Raw genomic sequence first — 25511 nt, 5'->3', positions numbered from 1 at the left:
GCTGCATAGTCAGCCACCTGGCCATGGCAACTCAGTCGCTAAAAGTCTCGTTCAGCCACTTGATGAAATTGCGCTTCTGCTTGAACTCGGCCCGCACCTCGGTGAGTAGCGCGTTGAAGGCCTGATAATCGGCGGGTTTCTGCAGGCGCCCATGCAACTCCTGCAACCAGGCGATGGCCTGCCGGTAGGCCTGATTGTTGGTTTGTTGCACGCGATGGCGCACCAGGCGTGCATACAGCGGCAGGCCCTGCTCGGGGTCGAGGGCTCGAGCCAATTGATACAGCAACCCCGACGCTACCTTGTGTTCACCACACAATACCCTGGCCTCATCCAGGCGCGACTCGAGCAGGTAGATTTCCAACAGGCAGTTCGCCGGCCACGGCGCGTCAAGGAAAGTCGGCGAGCTGGTCTGCTCCAGCCTTTCCGTCAACCAGTCGTGCACACCTTGGCGATAATCAACCGTCAGTTCATGAGTTTCCGCCAGTTCCAGCAGGTAGCGGTAATCCTCAAGCCGAGTCGTGGCTTGATAACACTGCCATTGGAGTTCGGCCGCCGCCTCCGGCTCCCCGCGATGCAGGCGCAGGCGAATCGCCAGCCGCTGCCGCTCGTCCGCCCAGGGTGAGCGGGTCGCCGGCACCCGCGCCAACCATTGTTCGAGACGCTCCCAATCGCCATGGGCCAGGCAGGCCTTGGCGGCGTCCAGGCAATCCTTTTCGTCGCTGGCGGTTTTCTCATACATCGCCAGTATGGCCGGCAGATCGCCGGCCGCCTCGGCGCGCTTGATCAGCGGGTCGCGCAGGCGCATGTAGTAGAAACGCTGCGACCAGTCGGCATTGGCGGGCAGTTGCGGTAACGCATCCCAGACGCCTTGCGAGCAGGCATGATAGGCCTCGAGTCCTGCCGCGCCCAACGCCTCGGTGTAGGCATCGGGAATAGCAGCATAAAACTCATGGGTGTCGCCGAATGCCAGTTCGAAGAGATAGGTGGCGCGCTTCTCGGCGGACCAATCCTGCTTCCCCACAACCTTGACATGCAGTGTCTGCAGCGCCTCTTCACAGTGGAAGCGGAAGCCGCCGGAATCATCGATGCTTTGTAGCGCGCGATCCAGACGCGACAAGGCATAATCGGCGAGCTTGAGGGCCTTGTCCGTCGGGAGCTGCGGTATCTGCTCGATAAGCTGGTCGACCACCGGCTCGGCAGCGGCGAAATAGGCGCGCACCTGACCATAGCGAAACAGGTTGCGGTTGATGGGAAAGGCGGCCGTGATCCGTTTCTTCAGCTCCTTGTGATCCACCCCGCCCAGGACAGCATCGGCACGCATCGACCATTGCTGGTAAAGGGCCGGGTCGCTTTCGATGAGCGACTGCAGGGACTCGATCAGCGAGTCCCTGCTCATCTGTTGCAGATAGGCCTGCACGCGATCCGTGGCATCGCCCTCGGCCAGCCGCCACTGCTCGGCCTGCTCGGCGCGATACGCCATGGCGACTGCCACGCAGTGCTTGCAGAAGTCGATGCCCTCCGACGCCGGACAATTACAGCTCCCGTCCAGGCCGCGCTGGCTTACCCGGAGCTGTACCCTGTAGGGCTGACTGCCCTCCACATCGGCGCTGATGGTCGTGCCCTGTTGGCTACAGCGCGTCACCATGCCCTGACGGTAATACTGTTGTCCCCGCCCGAAAGCCGCCTCGCCCGCCAGCGTGATGAGCTGACGATCGGTCAGAAACTCCCTGTCATCTTGCGCGGCCATCAGGATTCTCCCTCGGCGGTATTGGTATTGGTGCTGCGCCGCCGCGACTTCGCCGGATTGAGCTTGGCCTTCTCGGCCTTGATACGCTCCAGCAACGCCTCGGCGGAATGCTCACCGCTGATCAGCTCGGGGTTTTCGGCGCGCCAGTCAGCGGTCAACTCGCCGCGGAAGGCCCTGGCGAGGATGGACTGGGTCAGCTTATCGACGCGGGCCTGGGCGGCTTCGACCTGCTTCTCTACCCGATCGGCAAAGACGAAAAGCTGATCGACACGGCGGACGATTTTTCTTTGCTCTTCAGTTGAGGGGAAATCGACCCTAACCTCCATCAACTTTTTTTGATAAATAGCTGCCACACTAGTAGTGGCCGACTTTATATTAGCCAACGCTTTCTGACCTAAAGGAGAGTGAAACCAAACATCTAAATATTCAGCAAGATAATCTTCAACAAGCCTGACTCTCAAAATATTGTTGTTATAAAGATAGCCTTCTCCGCTCCTCCAAACACATGATTTCCCCACCAAATCACTACTATTGCGAGTATTAAAAAGCCAATCCCCATTTTTCAAGCTATAATTTTCATACTCCTCCTGGCTTGCACTAACATACACTATATCTTCAAGACCATATCCCCATTCGTTTGATATATCACCCATCTTTATGTATGGAAAGCCAATCTCAGCATACGAATACTGCTCTTTAGCCCCCCTTACCAACCCGGTTTTAGCTGAAAGAGATATATCCGAGAGCTTGATCGCTTCAAACTTTATTTCCTTTATCTTATCCTCTCTTAGTTCTCCACTCACCGCCGCTGCCAACACGGACCTACGAAAACGTTTGAGGATGGCGGGAATGGCATCCAGGCGGGCTTTCAGATTATTGACCTGCGACAGCAACCCTCTTAGGCTCCTGACAATCTCAACCTGCTCAAGGGGGGGCGCAAGCAGTACTGGCATCCTCCGCATATTCTTCTGTGTCAGCTTGAGTCTTGTGCCACCATTAACATAGCCATGGTAATCAAAAGAATTCAGGTAGTGGATAAGATATGAATTGAGACATATTTCTCCGACTCCTTTCAAAACATGTGCATGATTATTTACCCAGGCCTTTCCAAAAAAAGGATAAGCTTTCTTCTTACCCGCCTCTAAAAACGGCACGCCGTCTTCTCCGAGGGCAACAAGTTCCTCATCGAAAATATAGCCGTCAATTTTTCCTACTTGACCGGTCGCACCATAGTATGGGTAAAGTTCTTCTTCAGCCTTCCCGTCAATACGTTGTTTTCTTTCCTTGCTGTTAACAGGTATACGTTGCGAGTCGAGAATCTCAACGCAATTCTCCAGCTCTGTCAGCACCCACCCCTCCGGCACTACCCGCTCGCTCATGCCTTCACCTCGTCGCTTTCGGCATCGGCGTTATCCGCAAGCCCCAGCGCTTCGGCCAGCAGTTTCTTCAGGGTATCGGCTTCGTCCTGGCTGCCGAGGGCGACCATCAGGCCGTCGAGCTCGCGCAGGGCTTCGGTCAGTTCGCTCATGGCCTCGGCGGCGAGCACATCGGGCTCGGGCAGGTTTTCGGCTTCGAGGCTGTCGGCGTCCTTCAACCAGGTGATGTCGAGGGAGTCGTCCTTGGTGTCGCGGATCCATTCGCGGCTGAAGCGGCGCCAGCGCGAGGTCTGTAGCTTGTCATCCACGCCGGCATTGGCGTCATCGGCGCCGGCGGCGCGGTCGGCTTCGATCTGTTCGGCGCCGAAGCTCCAGTCGCCCTCCTCCCGGGCGTTAAGTTGCTCGGCCAGGGTGTCACTGCCCGCCGGGTTGTAACACTGCTCGAAGGGGGCAAGGTGGGCTTCGGTGAAGGGCGTGCGCTTGCCGAAGCTCGGCATGTTGGTGCGCAGGTCATAGACCCAGACACTGTCGGTGCAGTTCTCGTCCTGGTGCGGCTTCCCGGCGGTACCGCGGGTGAAGAACAGCACATTGGTCTTCACGCCCTGGGCGTAGAAGATGCCGGTGGGCAAACGCAGGATGGTGTGCAGGTGGCACTTGTCCATCAGGTCGCGACGGATCTCGGTGCCCTGCCCGGCCTCGAACAGCACGTTGTCGGGCAGCACCACGGCAGCGCGTCCACCGGGCTTCAGGCCACGATAGATGTGCTGCAGAAAGGCCAGCTGCTTGTTGCTGGTCTTGAAGGAGAAGTCGTCACGCGTGGGGCCACCGCCGCCCTTGGCGGTGCCAAAGGGCGGATTGGCCAGTATCACGTCGGCGCGGTCGAGTCCGGCACCGGCCTGCCCCAGAGCGTTACCCAGATGCACCACGCCTTCGTCGTCGCCCTCCATGCCGTGCAGCAGGCAGTTCATCAGCGCCAGACGGCGCGTGCCGGGCACCAGTTCGAGGCCGACAAAGGCCTGCAGGCGCTGGTAGGTCTTGTCCCGGTCGCTGAGGTCGAACAGCTCATCCGTCTGCTGCTTGATATAGGCATCGGCGGCGATCAGAAAGCCACCGGTACCCGCCGCGGGGTCCTGGATGCGTTCCCGTTGCCGCGGGCGCACACAGCGCACCATGGCATTGATCAAGGGGCGCGGCGTGAAGTACTGGCCGGCACCTGACTTGGTCTCGCTGGCATTCTTTTCCAGCAGGCCTTCGTAGAGATCCCCCAGGCCGTCTTTTTCGGCACTGAACCAGTCGATCTGGTCCAACGAACTGATCAATTGCTCGAGGTGGCGTGGCTCGCCCAACCGCGTCTGGGCGTCGGCGTAGATGGCGGCGATCAGCCGGTCCTCACTCTTCGAGAGATCAAGCAGCATCTGCTTGTAGTGATTCAGCAGATCGAGGCCGGAGCGGCCATTGAGATCGGGCCAGCGGCAGCCGTCGGGCAAGGCATGGGTCTTGAGCACCTCGGCATCGGCCGTTTCGTGTTCCATCTTGATGAACAGCAGCATCACCAGCTCGGTGACGTAGTCCGAGTAGTTGATGCCGTCATCTCGCAGCACGTCGCAGAGGTTCCAGAGCTTCTGGACGATGTCGTTGTGGGTCATGAGGGGTCCTGATTGAGAATGTCGATATAGGCCCGGTAGGCGTAGATACGGTTGCGTTTCTGTCCGGTAAGCTCCTGCACGATGCCGAGCTCGTTTTCCAGTGCCGTTAGCAGCTTGCCGACGGTCGCCGGGGTCAGTCCCGAGCGCTCGCAGAGGTGGCCGATATGGGCGATGGGCTGCTGGAAGAGCGCATCGAGCAGCAGCCCGGCCGAGCCCGCCTGACGACCGAGCTCGGCGAGCCGCGCCTTGTCTTGATCGCGTAATTGGTTGAGCCGCCGCGCGGTGGTCACGGCCTGGGTCGCGGTATCCGCCACGGCATCCACGAAGAACAGCAACCAGGCTTCCCAGTCGCCGGTGACGCGCACTTGCTGGAGACGTTCGTAATAGACCTGCCGGTGTTTCTTGAAGAACACCGACAGATAAAGCAAGGGCTCGCTGAGGATGCCGGCCTCGACCAGGATCAGTGGAATCAGCAGGCGCCCCAGACGCCCGTTGCCGTCCATGAAGGGGTGGATAGTCTCGAACTGCACATGAGCCAGAGCGGCCTTGATCAATGGATCGGTCGCCTCGGGTACGTCGTTGATAAAGCGCTCCAGCGCCGACCAGCACTCCGCCAGGTGTTGGGGTGGTGCCGGGACGAAGATAGCCTCATCGGGCCGATGTCCACCCAGCCATACCTGGTTGCCACGAAACTCGCCCGGCCCACGATTGATACCTCGCCCCGAGGTCATCAGCGCAGTGTGCATTTCCATCAGCAAGCGGTGGCCTATGGGAAGCCCCTCGCGCACACGCCTCACGCCGAGCGTGAGAGCGTTCACATAGCAAGAGACCTCTTGCGCATCATCCATGGGAACGCCTGGCATGCCTTCCATCTCGTAGAGCATCAGGTCGCTCAGCGAGGACTGCGTGCCCTCGATCTGCGATGACATGACCGCTTCCTTGCGGACATAGCTATACAGAAATAGCGAGGCATCTGGCAGCAGAGTGCTGATGGCATCGAGACGCCCCAGGGCGAGCATCGCCTGGTTGATGCGCCCCTGCAGCTTGCCGTCCAGCGCCAGCGAGGGGGCTGGCGGCAACGAGTCGGGAATGAACGCCTGACAGCGTACGCCTCCGGCGATACTGTCGACGTAGTGGCCCGTGAGTCCACGTTCCATGAGGTTCACCTGAGCTTCGGCATAACAGCCGGTTAAAATAGCGATAGCGCTTATTTTAATTTATAGCCAAGAATAAAATAAGGCCTGGCGCTATTTTACTTTCATCGCGCAGCATCCACGCTGATATGTCGATGCCATCAACATGTTTGCGGGACGTGTCGAAAAAACGGCGTTTCGTGAACATGTCACGCTGACGTGTCGCTGGAGTGGACCTGTTCGGGCGCCGCGCGGGCAAGCAGCGCCGGACTCAGCTCGCTTCCCAGAGGGCGTCGTTGAGCGCCTCGAGCACTTCATCGAGGTGATGATCGAGCACGGCGTCCAGGCGTTTGACGCCACCGTGGTTCGAGAAGCTGCGGTTGATCTGCTGATGATCCAGCACGACTTCATGGGTCAGTTGCTTGGCGAGACGGTCGAGCCATTTGCGCTGGTTGGGTGTCCAGTCGTGCAAGGCAAAAATACTTTGCATGGCGTCACGCACGCGCTGCTCGAAGGGGACCAATGCCTCACCCAGCGCCGCTCGGCGAATATGGCCGACGATACTGGCGGCGATCTCCTGATTGGTGGCATTACGCCAGGCGCTTTCCAGTGCCGCCTCGCTGTAGCCGGCACTATCCAGCAACAGGCGCACTTCCTTGAGGGTCTCGCGAGTCAGGTCACGCGGGCGATTGACCACGACACCCAGCGCCACGGACTCATTGAGCTGGTTCTTGATGAAGTCATCGAAGCTCTCCAGGTAATCGGCAGGCTTCTCATGCACGCCATAATCCTGGTGTCGATCGACTAGCTCGTCGCTCCCTTCATAGATGACGGGCATGTGAGAGCTGGACAGTCGGGCCTTGACCTCGGCCACCTGTCGCAACAAGCCCTGGTGCTGATCGAGAAAAGCGGCCGCCGCCTGCGGACCGAGCTGGTGCAGATGTTGGTGCAACTTGTCGGGAGCGACATCCCACTGCTCCTCGAGTTGCTGCAGTGTCTGACGCACATCGTCGCGGGTTTCCGCCTGCTTGGTGGCCTGCCGCATGACCCGCATCAGCTTCTGGCTCAGTTGATCGAGCACGTCATCGGCATGGCTCTGGCCTTCGCGCTGCCCCGGCGCCTCCAGTGCCCGCGCCCGCTGTTCGGGATCGGTGAGTTCGGCATGCAGCTGCTCCAGGGTGATATGAGGGTCCTTGACCAGCGGCTGCATGGTATTGACGCCGGCCAGCGAGGCGTACAGGTCCACCGGGTCGTAGATCAGGAAGACCGTCTTGCCAATATCGTCACAGCGACGAGTGGCGCGGCCAATCATCTGCTCATAGAGAATGCGCGACTTCACCCGACGCATGAAGATCAGATGGCAGATGCTGGGAACATCGATGCCGGTGGTCAGCAGATCCACGGTCACTGCGATATTGGGATACTTGTCGTTCTTGTAGCGACGGATAAGGTCGTTGACCTTGTCGGCCTTGCCGGTGATCTTGGCGACGGCAGCCTGGCGGTAGCTCTTGCCATATCGGGCATGAAAGGCTTCATCGAGCAGACGCTTGACCATATCGGCGTGCAGGTCGTTGGCACAGAAGATCAAGGCTTTCTCTTCGCCGAAGGGGTCCAGCTCGCGCGACAGCTGCTCGCACACCACCCGATTGAACTCCGGGGCCACCACGCGGCGGTTGAAGGCTTCCACGCCGAAATCAAGCTCATCTTCCAGCTCGGCACTTTCGACCTCGCCGGTGCGCGCGTCGATACGGCTGACGGCTTCGCCCTTGTCGAAATGAATGCCATGGCGACTGAGCAGGGTCTCGTAGCGGATCGGCGGCTCGTGGTCGATCAGCCAGTCGTCGGCCACCGCCTCGCGATAGGAATAGGTGAACACCGGACGGCCGAAGATCTCGCTGGTGTGTTTGGCCGGTGTCGCCGTCAGGCCGATGCAGACGGCATCGAAGTGATCAATGACGCGGCGATAGCGTGAGAGATACTGGCCGGCATCGCGCGTCTCCAGCTCGCCCTCGGTCATCTCCTGGTCGAGCGTGTAGCCGCGGTGGGCCTCGTCGATGATCAGGCAGTCATAGGTATCCACCAGCGGTGGTTCATCGGCCATGAACAGGCGTCGCGACATGGCCTGCACGGTGGCGACCTGCACCCGGGTCTCGGCCTCGGCGGCCATGTCGCCAAGCTCGGCAATATTATAGATCTGCGAGAGCGTATGGTTCTGCTCCAGCTGCGCTTCATCGAACGCATCGAGGGCCTGCTGGCCCAGTGCCTGACGGTCTACCAGAAAGAGTACGCGACGAAAGCGCTCGGCTTTCAGGAAACGGTAAATCAGGCCGATGATGGTGTGTGTCTTGCCGGTGCCGGTGGCCATGGCCAGCAAGGCGCGCTGCGCGCCGCTTTCCAGCGCGCCCTCGACGGCGCTGATGGCCCGTTGCTGATAATCGCGCAACCCCAGATAGCTGAAGCTTTCGTCGCGCAAGCGTCGTTCAGATACCGCCCGGCTGCGAGTCAGGCGGTCGAGCAGCCCATCCGGGCTGTGAAAGCACGGTAAGGCCCTGGCGAGGTTGCCCGGGTCGCGTACGTCGCGGAACCAGATGCCGGACTTTTCTGCCAACTGCGGAAGATAAGGCCGGCCGTTGCAGGAAAAAACGAAGGGAACACCGAAGTGGCCCTCCTGGTCGTCAGGCCAGGCGACGGTACGGCCTTCCCGCCGCCAGGCGGGCTCCAGACTACCCTGCCCACTGGCGCCTTGTGCCAGTCCTTGTTCGTTGAATCCACGGGCATAACGCTCCGCCTGCCCCAGCTTGCCGGCTACATCGACGTTCTGTCGCTTGGCCTCGACCACAGCGATGGGAACCAGGCCATGGAACAGCACATAATCAGCGCGTTCGCCACTCGGCAGTTCCCATTCGGCAATGGCGCAATGCTTGCCAGGCTCGGGGCGGGCTCCCTGCTTCCAACTGAGCAACTGGGTATCGGCTTCCCAGCCGGCCTCCTGCAACTGCTGGTCGATCAATAGCCGCGTGAGTTCTTCATCCATCCCCAACTGTTCGTTCAGCGCACGGTTGGCCTGGCGTAGCCGGGCACGCTCCGGCCCTTGTGTGGCACCGTCCTGAGACGCGTCACCATCAGCCTGGGCCTGTTGCTGTTCGGCCAGGCGCTGCTTGAACTCACGCTCACGCCTTTCCAGTTCGGCCTGCTGGTCGCGAGACTGCTTGGCCAGTTGCCGGGCCTCTGCGTCCATGGCCTCGGCGAGCTCGGCATATTCGGTCTTCTCTCGCGACTCCAGCTCGGCCAGGCGGCGCTGCGCCTCGGCCTGCTCGGAGGCACTTGCCAGCTCACTGCGCAGACGCGACATCTCGGCCTGCAAGTCACGCAGTTCCTGGCTGGGATCATCGGGTGGCTTGAAGGCACCGGCCTTGAAATCCGAGTCGGCAAAGGCGCGGTGAAACCATACCGCCAGGTTGCGAGCGACCTTGAGACCCCCCATGGCCTCACGATGTTGTGTACGGAACTGGTGGGTAGCCTTGTTGCCCTCGATGCGCAGGGTATGGAACAGCTCGCGTACCGTGGGATCGAGCCCCAGCGCTCCATCGATACGATACAGCAGTTCCTGTTGACCGGTTCGCGCTTCCAGCTGGATGTTCAGCCTGGCAGCAATGTCTTGTGCTACGGCCTCACCGAACTGGCGCAGCTTGATCAGGGTGGTGTTGGGATCATGCGAGAAAGCCCGTTCGGCGCTGGCCGCAAGCTCCAGAAACACAGGGTCGTGCTGTGCAAGAAAGCCGAAATTATGCGACTGCTTATGACGTTCCTTATGTCCCGGTTCCCCAGCCATGCGCATTCCCTGACGATAAGTGTTTCCTGGCGGTGGCCACTGTCTCTTGCGAACGACTGACCGAACAATGATTTAGCCTGCCACTCATGGGCCTCGAGGGCCAGTCGTTGAACCTGTCAGCGGCCTCCGTTCTAACGCTTGAACAGCATGGCGAGACGTGCCGCCACGAGCTTGCCGATCAGCTTGAACGGGTAGGCCGAGTAGGCGGGCACGTTATCGGGCATGGTGCTGCCCTCGGGCTTGAAGCGGGTTTGAATGCGCGCCTGAAGTGGCCAGTTGGCCTCGACGAACTGCGCCCGGTGCATGGAGAGCCAGTGGCCTCGCTGGAAGTCGAGGTACATGAAGGTATTGCAGCAACCGGCGACGATCCGGCTGGTGGGCGAGGTGCTCTTGAGCTTGTACTCGACGAGATGCTCGTCGCCTCGCGGGCAGCGCACGCGGTCCTTGCGGTAAAGCAGATAGGGAGTACCGCCCGCCGCGTCCAGAATGGACGGCGCATTGTCCAGCTGCTCAACCTGCCGCGCGCCCGCCTGACAGTCATCACAATGACAGGCCGCGCCCAGGATGGGACTGCCGGTCACTTCGAGCTCGACTGCTCCGCAGGTACAGCGCGATATGGACACAGTTGTTCGGGACACTGACGACTCCTTGCATGAACCAACCCCACCTCGGCTAACCGGCAGGGTTGGTCGCGGGGCATATCAAGGCCTCAGGGGCATGGACGAGCCAAAGTGTCACATATCCACCCAGCCACCTCCAGCGGCGGACGATGCCAGCGCGCGGGTGATGAATGCCAGACCATCGACGCCATCCGTCACACCCGGGGTATTGGCGGCCAGTGGCGCGGCCTGGCGCCCCGCCTGGTGAGCGCGAATCTGCTCGGCGAAATCGGTATAGAGTTGGGCGAAGGCTTCCAGATAGCCCTCGGGATGCCCCGGCGGAATGCGTGATGCGGCAAGCGCGGCCTCACCGAGGCCCGGGCCATTGCGCGTCAGGATGCGCGATGGCTCACCCAGCGGCGAATGAAACAGTCGGTTGGGCGTTTCCTGGTGCCACTCCAGGCCGCCCTGGCTGCCGTAGACCCGCAGCTTCAAGCCGTTCTCGTTGCCCGGCACCACCTGACTCGACCACAACATGCCCCGCGCGCCGCCCCTGAAGCGCAGCATCATGTGCACGTTTTCATCCAGGACGCGCCCCTCGACGAAGGTGTGCATGTCCGCCGCCAGTGACTCGAGCTCGAGCCCGGTGACGAAGCGCGCCAGGTGATAGGCATGGGTGCCGATATCGCCCAGGCAACCGGCCGGGCCACTGCGCTGCGGGTCGGTTCGCCACTCGGCCTGCTTGACGCCGCTGTCCTCCAGGCGCGTCGACAGCCAGTCCTGGGGATATTCGACTTGCACCACCCGCAGCTCGCCAAGTTCGCCGGCGGCGACCATATCGCGCGCCTGACGCACCAGCGGGTAGCCCGAGTAGTTGTGGGTCAGGCCGAAAAACAGCCCGCTGCGCTCGACCAGCTCTTCCAGCTCCCGGGCATCCTCCAGGGTGGTGGTCATCGGCTTGTCACAGATCACGTGGATGCCAGCCTCGAGAAAGGCCTTCGCCACGTCGAAATGCAGGTGGTTGGGAGTGACGATGGCAACCACGTCGATGCCATCCGGGCGCTGGCTCTCCGCCTCGGCCATGGCGCGGTAGTCGGGGTAGGCGCGCTCCTCGGCCACCTGCAGTTCCGCGGCGGCCGCCCGGCTACGCTCCGCATCGGAGGCGAAGGCGCCGGCTACCAGCTCGAAGTGGTCGTCGATGCGCGCGGCGATGCGGTGCACACCGCCGATGAAGGCACCCTGGCCGCCGCCGACCATGCCCAGGCGCAGCCGGCGCGGCGTATCGTGATGTTGGCTCATGTCGTTCTATCCCTCAGTGGTTCGATTCCTCAGCCGAGGCCCAGCAGGCGGCGGTTGGTCGCCTCGTCGACGCCGGCATCGGCGAAATCGTCGAAGGCCCGCTCGGTGACCTGGATGATGTGGTCGCGAATGAAGGCCGCGCCTTCACGGGCCCCGACCTCCGGGTGCTTGAGGCAGCACTCCCACTCCAGCACCGCCCAGCCGTGATAGTCGTTGGCCGCCATCCACGAGAACATCGACTTGAAGTCGATCTGGCCGTCGCCCAGCGAGCGGAAGCGCCCTGCCCGCTCGGTCCAGGACTGATAGCCGGAGTAGACACCCTGCTTGGGGCTGGGATTGAACTCGGCATCCTTGACGTGAAACATCTGGATGTGGTCGCGGTAGACATCCAGAAAGCCCAGGTAATCGAGCTGTTGCAGGATCAGGTGGCTGGGATCGTAGAGGATGTGACAGCGCGGGTGATGGCCGACCCGTTCGAGAAACATCTCGAAGGTGATGCCATCGTGCAGGTCCTCACCGGGATGGATCTCGTAGCAAAGATTCACCCCGGCCTCGTCGAAGGCATCCAGGATCGGTCGCCAGCGCTTGGCCAGTTCATCGAAGGCGCTGTCGATCAGCCCGGCGGGGCGCTGCGGCCAAGGGTAGAGGAACGGCCAGGCCAGCGAGCCCGAGAAGGTGCCGTGGTCCGTCAGGCCGAGGTTCTGCGAGGCCCTGGCGGCCAGCATCAATTGCTCCACGGCCCACGCCTGGCGGGCCTTGGGATTGCCACGCACCTCGGGGGCCGCGAAGCCGTCGAAGACCTCGTCGTAGGCCGGATGCACAGCGACCAGTTGGCCCTGCAGATGGGTGGAGAGTTCGGTCAATGTGACGCCATGTTCCGCCAGCGTTCCCTTGATCTCGTCACAGTAGGTACGGCTCTCGGCGGCCCGCTTCAGGTCGATCAGGCGTGCATCCCAGCTAGGAATCTGTACCCCCTTGTAGCCCAGCTCCGCCGCCCAGGCGGCAATGCTGTCGAGGCTGTTGAAAGGGGCTTCGTCACCGGCAAACTGGGCAAGAAACAGTGCCGGCCCTTTGATGGTTTGCATATTGGGCTCTCCGATGGGTTACCGGGTAGCAGGTATCAGGGCGCGGACGAGCGTCTTGACGCCCATCCGCGTGCGTCGATCAATACGGTGAATCGGGGAAGTAGTACTGCTCGGCGTTCTCCGGTGTGATCAGCGGCGAGCCGAGGATGTATTCGCCGACGACTGGACCGTTGGAGACGAAGTTCTGCACGGTGAGATCCATAGCCGTAGCGATCATCGCCGGTGGGTAGAGCACATCGGCCGGCACCAGTTCATCACCCTCCATGACGCGTTTGATGATGCCCTTCATGCCGGCACCGCCGATGATGAACATTTCATCCTCACGCTCGGCCTGGCGCACCGCCGCGATCACGCCCAGGGCGGTATCGTCATCCTGGGCCCACACCGCGTCGATGTTGTCGAAGCGCGTCAGGAAGTCCTGCATGACTTCGAAGCCATCATCGCGATTCCAGTTGGCATACTGCATGTCGAGAATGTTGATATCAGAACCCTCTAGAGCCTCCTGAAAGCCCTGCACGCGCTCGTCATCGATCACCGTGGGAATGCCGCGCAGCACCACGATGTCACCCTGCCCATCGAGTTTCTGGCGAATGTATTGGCCGGAGACCCGGCCCATCTCCTGGTTGTTGCCGGCCACGTAGAGGTCTTCAATGCCCTCCTGCTCGAGGCCTCGGTCGACCACGGTGACGAACGCCCCGGATTCCTTGACTCGGCGCACCGGTCCGGTCAGCGGCCCTGACTCGAAGGGCAACACCACCAGCGCATCGATGCCGCGCAGCGAGACGAGATCCTCGAGGTCATTGGCCTGTTCGCTCGGGCCGCCGGCCGTGCTGATGGTGATCGAGATGTCGGGGTACAACGCCTCGAGACGCTTCTTGGCCTGTTCGGCATGGTAGTTGACCCCGCCGGTCCAGCCATGGGTGGCGGCGGGAATCGACACCCCGATGACGGTCTCCTCGGCCATGGCGAGCGTGGGTAACCCCAGTGCCGCCACTGTGGCGAAGGCCGCAAGCGTGCGCTTGGTAAAGGTCGCACTGGTGCGGGGCTGGCTTGTCGTTGTCAGACGCTTGTTGGGCATGGTGACGCTCCTCTGCTGCTTGTGCTTGTTGTGTTGCTGCCTGTTGAGCGCCTCATGGCGCCAACTTCCTCCACGAGGCACGTTGCAGGTACACCGCAACGATGATGATGATCCCTTGCACCGTGCCGTTGAGATAATTGGAAATGGCATCGGTGAGGTTGAGGATATTGCCGATCATGGTCAGCATGATCGCCCCCACCACCGTGCCCCAGATGCGGCCATGGCCGCCCTTGAGCACGGTGCCACCGATGATCACCGCGGCGATCGCTTCGAGCTCCCAGAGCACCCCGGTGGCCCCCGAGGCCGAGCCCAGCCGCGGCACATAGATGATGGTCGCCAGCGCCACGCACAGGCCCTGCAGCATGTAGGTCAGGGTCTTGATGCGATCGACGCTGATGGCACTGTATTCGGCCACCTTCTCGTTGGAGCCGATGGCAAAGCAGTAGCGGCCAAAACGGGTATGGTTGAGCAGGATGTAACCGATCACGGCGACCACCAGGAACACCAGTACCGGTACCGGAATTCCCAGCAGGCTCGCGTAGTAGACGGGCCGGTAGATATCGCGCACTCCCCAGTCCAGCGACAGGGTGCCGCCATCGGCGAGGTAGGTGACCAGCGAGCGATAGATGCCCATGGTGCCGAGCGTGACGATGAACGCCTCGATCTTGCCCTTGGTGGTCACCACGCCATTGATGAACCCCGCACACAGGCCGAGCAGCAGCGAGGCACCCACGCCAAACAGCACGGTGGTCAGGCCGGCTCCGAACTGCTCGACCAGGCTGTTCATGAGGATGATCATTACCCCGGCGATAAAGGCCGCCATCGAGCCCACCGACAGATCGAGGCCGCCGGCGGTGATGACGAAGGTCGCGCCGATGGCGATCACGCCGATAAAGGCGCTGCGGGTGAGCATATTGGAGAGATTGTCCAGCCCCAGGAACGCCGGGTTGATCAATACCCCCAGCACCGCCAGCGCCAGTAGCGCAATGAACGGTCCCCAGGTCATGATATCGACGGAGGCGCGTTTGCGGCCGCTTGGCTTGGTGTCAGGCATGGCGCTGTTCATCGACTCCTACCCCCTTGATCCCGGATGCATACTGGATGATTTCCTGTTCGTTGATCTGCTCGCCCTCGAGAACCCCGGTCAGCACACCGGCGCACATCACGGCAACCCGATGGGAGAGGCCGATGAGCTCGGACATCTCCGAGGAGATCAGGATGACCGAGCAGCCAGCGTCGGTCAGTTCACGCACGAAATGGTAGATCTGGTGCTTGGTGCCGACATCGATGCCGCGGGTTGGCTCGTTGATGATCACGATCTCGGGATCGATGGTCATGACCTTGGCCAGCATCAGCTTCTGCTGATTGCCACCGGAGAGTTCGGCGGCGGTATCCGCTTGGGTTCGCAGGCGAATATCGAAACGCTCGATGGCTTCCTGAAAGGCCTGATCCTCGCGGCGCCGATCGATCAGTGGATGGCAATAGGCACGCAGGTTGAGCAGGGTCAGATTGGGACGCAGTCCCATGTTGAGCACCAGACCCTTGCCCTTGCGGTCTTCGGTGAGATAGGCGATACGCTGGTTCACCGCATCGCGCAGGTTGCGCAGCACCACGGGCTGGCCGTTGCGCAGCACTTGCCCCTGGCGGCGGGCACGCAACCCCAGCGACGCTTCTATAAGCGCCGTACGGCCGGCGCCTACCACCCCGCCGAAGCCCAGCACTTCACCTCGGCGCAGCGTAAAGCTTGCCCCATGGACGGCGCCGGGCACGACAATATCGCGCGCCTCCAGCACCACCGGCGCATCACTGGCGAGCACACTGCGTTCGGGGTACATGTCGTGGATCTCGCGCCCGACCATCAGCCGCGCCAGCTCCTCCTTGCTGCGCCCGGCCATCCGCCCGTTGTCGATCAACTGGCCGTCGCGCAGTACCGTGACCCGGTCGGCAATCTGCTCGATCTCGCGCAACTTGTGGGAGATATACAGAATCGCCACGCCACGCTGGCGCAACCGCTCAATCAACGCGAACAGCACGGAGACCTCATGTTCGGTGAGCGCTGCCGTGGGCTCATCCATGATCAGCACGCGCACGTCACGCGTGATCGCCTTGGCGATTTCTACCATCTGCTGATCGGACGTCCCCAGGTCCTTGACCCGGGTCTGCGGGTCGACCCACGTTTCGAGTTCGGCCAGTGTCTCGCTGGCGCGTTCACGCATGGCGTGGTGATCGAGAAAGGGGCCGCGACGCAGCTCGCGTCCCAGGAAGATGTTTTCTTCCACGCTCAACTGCTCGGCCAGCGCCAGCTCCTGGTGGATCATCACCACCCCATCGGCCTCGGCTTCACCGCTGCCGCGATAATGGCGCACCTCGCCATCGAGGCAGACATCGCCCCGGGTCGGACTCAGATAGCCGGCGAGGATACGCACCAGGGTCGACTTGCCGGCACCGTTCTCGCCCAGCAGGGCGTGAACTTCACCGGGATAGAGGTCGAGATCGATATCGAACAGCACCTGGTTGGGGCCGAACGAGCGGCAAATACGGCGAGCCGACAACCGCGGCTGGTCCTGAGCACTCATCATCCCCACCCCGCATCGACGGAAAATTCGTGGCCGGTAAGCTGGGCGCTGTCATCGGCCGCCAGGAACAGCACCATCGGTGCGACATGCTCCGGGGTCAGGCGCACCTTGAGACACTGGTGCTGCTGAATGCGCGCTTCGTCCTCGGGGCCGATCCACTTGTCGAGCTGGCGTTCGGTAAGCACGCAGCCCGGCACTACCGTGTTGACGCGAATGTTGCGCTCCCCCAGGTCACGCGCCAGGCTGCGGGTCAAACCATGCACTGCTGCCTTGGCGGTCACGTAGGTTGGCAGATTGCCCAGCGCCAGGCGCACGCCGATCGAGCCGAAATTAATGATCGAGCCACCCCCGGATTCGGCCATTCGCTCCGCCACCGCCTGACTGGTGAAGAACATCGGCCGCAGGTTGAGCGACATGCGCTCGTCCCAGTAGTCGACGCTGACCTCGCGCCAGTCATGGCGGTCATCATTGGCGGCGTTGTTGACCAGGGTGCGGATCGGCCCCAGGGTCTTGCTCACCTCCTCGATGATGGTCTGCAGGGCCGTGATATCGCGGATATCACAGTGGCGATACCAGGGCGAGTGACCCGTCTGCGCTTCGAGCTCACGGCACAGCGACTGGCTTGCCGCGTCGTCGATATCGACGAAGGCGACATTGGCCCCCTGGAGGTGAAAGGCCTGAACCAGGGCCGCACCGATCCCGCCACCACCCCCGGTAACGAAGACGACACGTTCGGCAAGGCTTGGATAGCGGGCCGTCGGTTCACGCATGGCAATCTCTCTTTGTTGTTGTGACTGATGCCGATGAGGTCAGGGCGATCATCGTTAGGTATTGTTCGGGACGTATCCCTCGAAAGTTTCCTCTACGATATTTCTGCCGATGGCGTCATGCGGTTGGCTGACATTTAATTTAGTCGCTAAAATAAATATCCACCAATGCAACTTAGGTCTCATCAAGCCCGAGTTGCATCAGACTTCACTCCGCAATGGCGACAAACATGGCTTCCAGGTCCCATGACACCAGCCGCCTCGACAACACCCTGGCGGTGATACGCAGCCTGCGTGACAAGGGGCCGGTGGCGCGTGTCGACCTCGGCACCCTCAACGGCATCAGCTCCGCGACGGTCACCTCGATCAGCGCCGACCTGTTGCAGCAGGGGCTGATCAGTGAACGCCCCCCCGACATGCCCAGGCCCAACGAGCGCGGACGTCCCAAGACACTGATCCAGCTCGCGCCCGAGGCGGCCTGCGTCATCTGCATCAAGCTCTCGATCAATGAGCTGCAGCTGGTGGTGGGCGATTACGCCGGCCAGATCACCCACAGCGAGCACCACAGCATCGACACCCTGGGCTTGAGCCAGGAGGCGCTCGTCACGCTGCTGAAAGACAAGACCGCCGCCGTTTGCGACCTGGCACTGACCCGACACCGCCGTTTGGCCGGCATCTGTCTGGCGGTGCAGGGGGTCGTGTCATCGCATAGCGGTACGCTGATCTGGTCGCCGGCGTTGAGTTTTCGCAACGCGCCACTGGCGGCGTTGCTGGAGGCGCATTTTGACTGCCCGGTGCTGCTCGAGAACGATGCCAACTGCATCGCCAGCGTGCTGGCCACACAGCCCGCCTATGCCGACCATCCCAACCTGGTGGTCATAATGCTGGGCTACGGCATCGGCATGTCGGTATTGATCGACGGCAAGCCATTTCTGGGCGCCAACGGCTCCGCCGCCGAATTCGGCCACAGCAAGTACCAGCCGGGTGGCGCCCTGTGCGCCTGCGGCAAGCGCGGCTGTATCGAAGCCTACATCAGCGACTATGCGCTCTATCGCCAGGCAAGCGAGGTCATCGAGCTGCCCGCCGGCGACAGCGCCCACCCCTCGGAGTCGCAGATGCAGGCACTGACGCAGTTGGCCCTGCAGGGTCAACCCGAGGCACAGCGCATCTTCGCTGAAGCGGGACGCGCCCTGGGCTACGGCCTGGGCAATCTCTTGACCCTGTTCAATCCCGATCTGGTGCTGATCACCGGTTCAGGAGTGCGTGGCTACCCGGCCATGCACGACGCCATGCAAACCGCCATCGACGAGGCCCTGGTGCCTGAGCTGGTCGGCTCTACCCGCATCGCCAGTTGCCCCTGGGATCGCGACATGACCTGCCTCGGTGGCATCGCCATGACCCTTCAGGCCACCGACCAACAGATACTGGCGGGGTAATACAAAAAAGCCCGACCAACCGGCCGGGCAAGCAGTCACAAGGAGTCTCGTGCTGGCTGAGAGGATCAGGCTGTGCGGTCGTGGCCGTTATCGAGGAAGGCGTAGTCGGTATAGCCCTGGGCGTCGCCGCCGTAGAAGGTTTCCGGGTTCGGCTCGTTGAGCGTGGCGCCCAGCCGGAACCGCTCGGGCAGGTCGGGATTGGCGATGAAGGGCCGGCCGAAGGCGATGGCATCCGCCGTGCCTTCCTCGAAACGCTGCCGAGCATGCTCGGCATCGTAATGGCCGCAATAGATCAGGCTGCCGCCGAAGCGCTCGTGCATCTGCTCGCGGAAGCCGTCCGGGAAGGTAATCTCGCCGCCTGCCCAGTTGGGCTCATTGAGGTGAATATAGGCCAGGTCACGCTGGTCCAGTTGCTCGGCCAGGTAGAGTGCCATGGCCTCGGGCTCGTCATCCGTCAGGCCGAAGATCTCGATGAACGGTGTCAGACGAATGCCTACCCGATCGGCGCCGAAGACCTCGATGACGGCGTCGACCACTTCCAGCGGAAAGCGTGCGCGATTCTCGATCGAGCCACCGTAACGGTCGGTGCGCTGATTGCTGCCGGTGGCAAGGAACTGGTTGAGCAGATAAGCATTGGCCGAATGCACTTCCAGCATATCGAAACCGGCACGCTTGGCACGCTTCGCGGCCTGGCGGTAGTCATCGACGATCCCGGGGATCTCGTCGGTCTCGAGCGCCCGTGGCGTGCTGGTGGAATGCCGACCGGCAGTGCCATCCTCGAACTCGACGAAGCACTGGGCGCCCTCGCCTTTCAGCGCACTGGGCGCCACGGGCGGCTGTCCATCGGGCTGCACCATCTCATGCGAGACACGCCCCACGTGCCAGAGCTGCAGGGCAATCCGTCCACCCTTGGCATGCACGGCCTCGACGACCTGCTGCCAACCGGCTTCCTGTTCGTCGGTCCAGATACCCGGGGTATACACATATCCCCGCGCCGTCGGTGAGATATTGGTGGCCTCACTGATGATCAGGCCGGCGCTGGCGCGCTGGGCATAATACGCCTGTTGCAGCTCGCCGGGGACACTGTCGGGCGTTCGGGCACGGGTCAGGGGCGCCATGATGATGCGGTTGGGCAGGTTCAGGCTGCCCAGTTGAAGCGGTGTGAAGAGCGTGGGATGCGACATGGTCAGGCTCCTGTGAGCAATGCATCGAGCAATCGATAGGTTATCGATAAGTTGCGCACACAATAAGCATGTTAATTATTTTATGCGATCAGCGCGTTTCGATTGACTCGATAGCCGCGGCCAATGGTGTAGACGTACCGCGCGTGGCGCCGCTGAACAGCAGACACCATGGCAGCCGGCACTGCGGCCGGCTCGATGCCCGTGATAATCTACCCCCCTGAAACTCTGCTCTGGAGCCCAAAGTGACCGCTGTCGAGATCCTGGAACGCCTGGTGAGCTTTGCCACCGTATCGCGAGACTCCAATCTGGCCCTGATCGAGTGGGCCGAAGCCTGGCTCGATGACCATGGCGTCGACCACTGGCGCATCGAGAACGACGATGGCAGCAAGGCCAACCTGCTGGCCCGTATCGGGCCGAACGAGGAAGGCGGCGTGGTACTGTCCGGCCACACCGACGTGGTCCCGGTGGATGGACAGCCCTGGTCCAGCGATCCCTTCGTGCTGCACGATGGGGACGACGACCGGCTGTACGGCCGAGGCACCTGCGACATGAAGGGCTTCATTGCCTGCGCCCTGGCTGAGGTACCGCGCTGGACCGAGCTGCGACTGGACAAGCCCATTTGGCTGGCCTTTTCGTATGACGAGGAGGTCGGTTGCGTCGGCGTGCCACGCCTCATCGAGCGCCTAATGGCCGACCACCCGCGCCCGTCGACGGTCATCGTCGGCGAGCCGACCCTGATGCAGCCGGTGGCCGCCCAGAAGGGGGCGACCAATCTGCGCACCACGGTCACCGGCCGTGAGGCGCACTCCAGCCAGGTCTATCAGGGTGTCTCGGCGATTCACGTGGCGGCACGTCTGGTCACCCGGATCGAGGACGTCATGCGCGAGCTCAAGGCCGAAGGCCGCATCGACGAAGCCTTCAATGTCGTGCACTCGAGCCTGCATGTGGGCCGCATCGAGGGAGGCACGGCGATCAACATCATGGCCCGGCAATGCACCTTCGAGTGGGAGGTGCGCCACCTGCCCAGCGACGACTTCGCGGACCTGCGTGGCCGAGTGGATGCCTATGCGGCCGAGCTGGAAGCCGAGATGCAACGCATCGCCCCGGAGACCGGCATCGAGACCCAGGCCCTGAACGTCACCGTGCCGGCCCTGGCCGACCGCGATAACGACGAGGTACTGACCCTGTGCCGCAGCCTGCTCGGCGATACGGCCGATACCTCGGCGGTGGCCTACGCCACCGAGGCCGGCCAGTTCCAGCGCCAGGGGCTGTCCACCCTAATCTGCGGCCCCGGCAGTATCAGTCAGGCCCACCAGCCGGATGAGTACATCGACCAGGCACAGCTGGCCCAGGGCGAAGCCTTCATGCGCGCTCTGGGCGAGCGGTTATCGACACGGGTGAGCTCATGAAACTCTGGGTCATCAAGACCGGCGACGCCTTTGCCGATGTCATCGCCGAACATGGCGATTTCGAACACTTCTTCATGAGTGCCATGGGCCCGGTGGCCGACACTCACCCCGAGCTCGAGTTGGCCGTCCACGATGCCCGCCATGATGGCGAACCGCCCGAACTGGCGGAGGGCGATGGTCTGGTGATCACCGGCTCGCATGCCATGGTCAGCCACGCCGAGGCCTGGAGCGAGGCGCTGAAGCCCTGGCTGGTCGACGCCTGGCAGCGTGACCTGCCGATGCTCGGCGTCTGCTACGGCCACCAGCTGATGGCCGCCGCCCTGGGCGGCGAGAGTGGCTACCATCCGGCCGGCCGCGAGTCGGGCACCTTCCGGGTCGAGATGACGGAAGCCATCAACGGCGACGCCCTGTTCGGCGAGCTGCCCCTGCAGTTTGCCGCCCAGTTGACCCACGCCCAGTCGGTGCTGCGTCCCCCGGCCTGTGCCGCGATACTCGGCCACAACGCCCATGACCCTTACCAGACCCTGCGCTATGGCCCGCGCCAGTGGAGCGTGCAGTTCCACCCCGAATTCACTGCCCCGGTGATGCGAAGCTATTTGGCCCATCAACGCCAGGCGCTGAGTGAACAGGGTCAGGATCCGGAGCGCCTGATCGCAGGCGTAACCGAGACGCCCGAAGCCACCGGCCTGCTGGCGCGCTTTGCCCGGCTGGTGGCCAGCGGCGGAGCCACGGCTAGCTAGCCACGACTGCCATCGGCCGTTTGGTGTGGGTCGTCCGGTCCGGATTCCTGCATGGCCTGCTCCTGCAGCAGGCGTTCATCGAGTGCGCCGGCGGCCGCCTTGCGGCGCTGACGATGCAGGTCACGCAGCCCGCTGATCAGCATGGCCGAGACGATCATGCCACCCCCCACGAAGGCCAGGGGTGGTGGCACCTCGTCCAGCCACCACCACACCAGCAGCGCCCCGACCAGGGTTTCCAGCATCATGACCAGACTGGCCTCGGCCCCCGGCAGATAGCGCGGTCCGGTCTGGATCAGGAAGTAGGCCGCCGGCAGGAACAGCGTCATCAACGCCAGGCGCTGGACGTCATCGGCAGGAGGTAATTGCACCCCGCCCAGCAGCACAGCCGGAACCAACATGACCAGGCAGCCGAGCGGCAGCACCACGGTGGTATCCACCCCGCGTTGACGCTCGCCTCGCTGTACGCTGGCCACCGTGGTATTGACGGCAATCGAAATGGGCACGAACAAGGCGACGCCCAGGCCCAGCAGACTACCCTGCCCGACCTCTCCCGCGGCCATCAGGCAAGCCCCGATGACACAGATCACGATGACGATCCAGGTCTGTCGCCGCAGGCGCTGACCGAATACCACCATCCCGATCAGCCCGGCCACCAGTGGCGCCAGATTCATCATGACCAGCACATTGCCCGCTGCCGTCAGCCGCGCGGCGACGACGAAGGCCCAGGCACTGCAGGCAAAGGCCAGCGGGCACCACCAGGCAGCCGAACCACAGTTGCGCAGCGCCTGAGGCAGACGCGAACGATAGCGCAGCACAGCCACCGCCGAGAGCACGATGCCCAGCAGCAGGCCCCGCCAGAACATGAAGGTGGCCACCTCCGCCTGGGTATCCTTGATCAGCAGGGCGTCCGGCGACAGCAGCAGGACACCGGTCATGGCGATCAGGTAGCCGCGCAGCCGAAACGGCAGTTGTTGCCACATGGCAGGACCTCCTTGTTGCCCGCAAACGACAACAGGCCGAGGGGAAATCCCCCGGCCCGTCAGTACTGACTTCTGTCACCGCCCGTTCAGGCGGCTGGCTGTTCAGGCCGGTCGCACTGACCGGCATCCGGCTCAGGCGGAACGGCGCGGAGCACGATCCTCGCTGATTTCCAGCTGGCGTCCGCCCACCCGGGCACGCGCCATCTTGCTGAGTATGCTGGTGGGCAGGCCACTCGGCAACTCGACCACCGAGAAGGCGTTACGGATATCGATGCGACCGATACGGTTGCCCTCGATACCGCCCTCGTTGGCCAGGGCGCCCACCAGCTGGCCCGGCTTGATGCCATCCTTGTGGCCCACGGACACCCGATAACGGGTCATGCCCTCGCTGGAAGCACGCTCCTTGCGCGGCGCCTTGCTGTCACGCGGGGCCCGCTCCTTGTTGTCCTTGCGCGGGGCCTGCAGGCGACCGATGGGCGCTTCGTCGGCACGCGCCAGGGCGGCGAAGGCGCAGGCCAGTTCGGCGGCATCGTAGCCTTCACTGATCAGGCGCTCGACCAGTTCACGCTGGGTATCCGCGTCCTTGGTCAGCGAGCCGATCACCCTTTGATGAAAGACGTTGTCGCGATGGGCGCGGATTGCCGCCTCGTCGGGCAGCTCCATGTCCTGCATCTGACGACCCACAGCCTTCTCGAGCCAGCCGACCTTGCGACCTTCGCGGTTGCCGGCGAAGGTGATGGCGACGCCGGGACGCCCGGCACGACCGGTACGGCCGATGCGGTGGGTGTAGGCTTCGGCATCCTGCGGCAGGTCGTAGTTGATGACGTGGGTGATGCGCGGCACATCCAGACCACGGGCGGCCACATCGGTGGCGATCAGGACATCGACCTTGCTGCGCTTGAGGCGCGTGATGGTGCGCTCACGCAGGCTCTGATCGAGGTCGCCGGAGAGGCTGGCGGCGTTGACGCCACGTGCGGTCAACTGCTCCATCAGGGTGGTGCAGGCGGCACGGGTGCGCACGAAGACGATCGCCGCGTCGACCGGTTCGACTTCCAGGATGCGCGACAGGGCTTCCAGCTTGGCGCCACCGTCCACGCGCACACGCCGCTGCTCGATATTGTCACCGGTCGATGCCTTGGACTCGATGGCCACCTTGACCGGATCCACCAGGTACTGATTGACGATGCGTTCGATTTCCGTCGGCAGAGTCGCGGAGAAGAAGACGCGCTGGGCATTGGTCGGGGTATCGGCGACGACACGCTTGACGTCGTCGATGAAGCCCATGCGCAGCATCTCGTCGGCTTCGTCCAGCACCAGGGCCGAGAGGCCGCCCAGCTTGAGGCTGCCACGATCCAGGTGATCGATGATACGCCCCGGTGTGCCGACCACCACCTGGGCACCACGGCGCAGCGCCTGGAGCTGATCCCGGTATTCCATGCCGCCACACAGGGTGGCCACTTCCAGGCCCTTGAGGTTCTGGCCGTACTTGCTGAACGACGACGCCACCTGCTGGGCCAGTTCGCGGGTCGGTGCCAGCACCAGCACCTGTGGTTCACGACGCCCGAGATCGAGACGCGAAAGAATCGGCAGGGCAAAGGCTGCCGTCTTGCCTGTGCCGGTCTGGGCCTGACCCAGCATATCGCGGCCTTCCAGCAGGGCCGGGATGGTTTGGGCCTGAATCGGCGACGGCGTTTGGTAGCCTTGCGTCTCGATGGCGGAGAGAACAGCAGGCAGAAGAGCCAGATCGCTGAAATTGGCGACAGAAGTCGAGGTCATGAATCACACCTTGGTAGGCCGGGGGTAACCGGCAAAAAAACAACAGTCATGGCGTCCCATACGCCTGGCGTACAGTCGGATTCCGCCCATGGCGGAAATCTCAAGCGGAGTCAGGGACGCCGGTCGCACCCAGCATCCGATGCTCATTCGCCAAACAGGCGAGTGCATCGTCGTGGCGACCGTCTGCGCCGGGTTCACCGGGGGGCGAACAGGGAATGGCGCTCCATCTACACAGTGAAAACGCTTGGGGCCTCGGCCCGGCGTTGTCGACCACCGCGTTCACAGCAATGAACGGGTCGCGTCGTCATGATGGTGGGGTCAGCACATGCGAGGAGCGCGCATGCTACCATCGTATGATCGCGCTGACCAGTCCTTTTCACATGGAGCCTCCCGCATGCCCAGCCTTTGGGTCGACGCCGACGCCTGCCCGCGCATTGCCCGCGATATCATCGTCCGCGCCGCCGAACGCACCACCACCTCCACTACCTTCGTGGCCAACCATCAGGTACCCCTGCCCCCTTCGAAATGGGTCAAGGGGCTGGCGGTCAGTCATGGCTTCGACGCCGCCGATGACGAGATCGTCGACCGCCTGGCGGATGGCGACCTGGTCATCACCTCCGACCTGCCGCTGGCGATGGCCGCCATCGAACGAGGCGCCAGCGTGATGACCACCCGCGGCGAGAAACTGGACGAAAGCAACATCCGCGCCCGTGTCCAGATGCGGGATTTCATGGAAACTCTCCGCGCCAGCGGCGAACACACCGGCGGCCCGAAAGGCTACTCCGACGTCGACCGCCGCGAATTCGCCAACGCGCTCGATAGATGGCTGGCGAAGAACGCCGGGTAAG

The 25511-nt window shown here is 62.7% G+C and carries 19 protein-coding genes; 4 read left to right on the top strand and 15 right to left on the bottom strand.

From position 1 onward, the window contains the following. Positions 1-31: 31 nt before the first annotated feature. From HHA01_RS02870 to HHA01_RS02815, 12 genes are all read right to left on the bottom strand, one after another. Entirely contained in the window at positions 32-1747 is a 1716-nt protein-coding gene (locus HHA01_RS02870; protein WP_141317609.1) for an SWIM zinc finger family protein, read from the bottom strand. Next, on the bottom strand, positions 1747-3126 hold the full coding sequence (locus HHA01_RS02865) for a restriction endonuclease subunit S (protein WP_141317608.1): 1380 nt from the start codon (positions 3124-3126) through the stop codon (positions 1747-1749). The genes HHA01_RS02870 and HHA01_RS02865 overlap by 1 nt, the downstream gene beginning before the upstream one ends. Then, entirely contained in the window at positions 3123-4769 is a 1647-nt protein-coding gene (locus HHA01_RS02860; protein ID WP_141317607.1) for a class I SAM-dependent DNA methyltransferase, read from the bottom strand. Before HHA01_RS02860 ends, HHA01_RS02865 begins: the two co-directional genes overlap by 4 nt. Further along, complete coding sequence (locus tag HHA01_RS02855) at positions 4766-5926, bottom strand: Fic family protein (RefSeq protein WP_141317606.1); 1161 nt, start codon at positions 5924-5926, stop codon at positions 4766-4768. Before HHA01_RS02855 ends, HHA01_RS02860 begins: the two co-directional genes overlap by 4 nt. A 247-nt stretch (positions 5927-6173) precedes the next feature. Further along, the gene (hsdR, locus tag HHA01_RS02850; protein WP_141317605.1) at positions 6174-9734 is read right to left on the bottom strand and encodes a type I restriction-modification system endonuclease; all 3561 of its coding nucleotides are present in this window, start codon (positions 9732-9734) and stop codon (positions 6174-6176) included. A 131-nt stretch (positions 9735-9865) separates the two neighbouring features. Next, a complete protein-coding gene (locus tag HHA01_RS02845; protein ID WP_141317604.1) occupies positions 9866-10372 on the bottom strand; it encodes a GFA family protein in 507 nt (168 codons plus the stop codon). Between the two features lie 96 nt (positions 10373-10468). Further along, positions 10469-11632 (bottom strand): Gfo/Idh/MocA family protein, encoded by a 1164-nt coding sequence (locus HHA01_RS02840; RefSeq protein WP_141317603.1) that lies wholly within the window; start codon positions 11630-11632, stop codon positions 10469-10471. Between the two features lie 29 nt (positions 11633-11661). After that, positions 11662-12717 carry a sugar phosphate isomerase/epimerase family protein gene (locus HHA01_RS02835; protein ID WP_141317602.1) on the bottom strand — a complete coding sequence of 352 codons (1056 nt, stop codon included), beginning with the start codon at positions 12715-12717 and terminating at the stop codon, positions 11662-11664. 79 nt (positions 12718-12796) lie between these two features. Further along, positions 12797-13795 carry an ABC transporter substrate-binding protein gene (locus HHA01_RS02830; RefSeq protein ID WP_141317601.1) on the bottom strand — a complete coding sequence of 333 codons (999 nt, stop codon included), beginning with the start codon at positions 13793-13795 and terminating at the stop codon, positions 12797-12799. Positions 13796-13847: 52 nt separating this feature from the next. Then, positions 13848-14849, bottom strand: a complete 1002-nt coding sequence (locus tag HHA01_RS02825; RefSeq protein ID WP_170214822.1) for an ABC transporter permease — start codon at positions 14847-14849, stop codon at positions 13848-13850. After that, positions 14842-16371 carry a sugar ABC transporter ATP-binding protein gene (locus HHA01_RS02820; protein ID WP_141317599.1) on the bottom strand — a complete coding sequence of 510 codons (1530 nt, stop codon included), beginning with the start codon at positions 16369-16371 and terminating at the stop codon, positions 14842-14844. The genes HHA01_RS02825 and HHA01_RS02820 overlap by 8 nt, the downstream gene beginning before the upstream one ends. Then, entirely contained in the window at positions 16371-17141 is a 771-nt protein-coding gene (locus tag HHA01_RS02815) for an SDR family NAD(P)-dependent oxidoreductase (protein ID WP_141317598.1), read from the bottom strand. Before HHA01_RS02815 ends, HHA01_RS02820 begins: the two co-directional genes overlap by 1 nt. Positions 17142-17368: 227 nt before the next feature. On the opposite strand from HHA01_RS02815, the gene HHA01_RS02810 reads away from it, so the two are divergent. Continuing rightward, positions 17369-18574, top strand: a complete 1206-nt coding sequence (locus HHA01_RS02810) for an ROK family transcriptional regulator (protein WP_141317597.1) — start codon at positions 17369-17371, stop codon at positions 18572-18574. Between the two features lie 65 nt (positions 18575-18639). On the opposite strand, the gene HHA01_RS02805 is transcribed toward HHA01_RS02810, so the two are convergent. Continuing rightward, on the bottom strand, positions 18640-19758 hold the full coding sequence (locus HHA01_RS02805) for an alkene reductase (RefSeq protein WP_141317596.1): 1119 nt from the start codon (positions 19756-19758) through the stop codon (positions 18640-18642). A 242-nt stretch (positions 19759-20000) separates the two neighbouring features. Between HHA01_RS02805 and argE the strand changes: the two genes are divergently transcribed. Together argE and HHA01_RS02795 are read left to right on the top strand one after the other, a co-directional pair. Beyond that, positions 20001-21167, top strand: a complete 1167-nt coding sequence (gene argE / locus HHA01_RS02800; RefSeq protein WP_141317595.1) for an acetylornithine deacetylase — start codon at positions 20001-20003, stop codon at positions 21165-21167. Beyond that, the gene (locus HHA01_RS02795; RefSeq protein WP_141317594.1) at positions 21164-21907 is read left to right on the top strand and encodes a glutamine amidotransferase; all 744 of its coding nucleotides are present in this window, start codon (positions 21164-21166) and stop codon (positions 21905-21907) included. The genes argE and HHA01_RS02795 overlap by 4 nt, the downstream gene beginning before the upstream one ends. On the opposite strand, the gene HHA01_RS02790 is transcribed toward HHA01_RS02795, so the two are convergent. Then, positions 21904-22887 carry a DMT family transporter gene (locus HHA01_RS02790; protein ID WP_141317593.1) on the bottom strand — a complete coding sequence of 328 codons (984 nt, stop codon included), beginning with the start codon at positions 22885-22887 and terminating at the stop codon, positions 21904-21906. The genes HHA01_RS02795 and HHA01_RS02790 overlap by 4 nt on opposite strands. Before the next feature lie 132 nt (positions 22888-23019). Beyond that, entirely contained in the window at positions 23020-24663 is a 1644-nt protein-coding gene (locus HHA01_RS02785) for a DEAD/DEAH box helicase (RefSeq protein ID WP_141317592.1), read from the bottom strand. 394 nt (positions 24664-25057) lie between these two features. Here HHA01_RS02785 and HHA01_RS02780 point away from each other — a divergent pair, with 394 nt between their 5' ends. Further along, positions 25058-25510: a YaiI/YqxD family protein gene (locus HHA01_RS02780; RefSeq protein ID WP_141317591.1), complete on the top strand. Its 453-nt coding sequence runs from the start codon at positions 25058-25060 to the stop codon at positions 25508-25510. Position 25511: the final 1 nt, after the last annotated feature.

Source organism: Halomonas halmophila (assembly GCF_006540005.1).
In the GTDB taxonomy this organism is placed as follows: Bacteria; Pseudomonadota; Gammaproteobacteria; order Pseudomonadales; family Halomonadaceae; genus Halomonas; species Halomonas halmophila.
The sequence above is the reverse complement of the archived record's forward strand: the minus strand, read 5'-3'. Positions and strand labels throughout refer to the sequence as shown.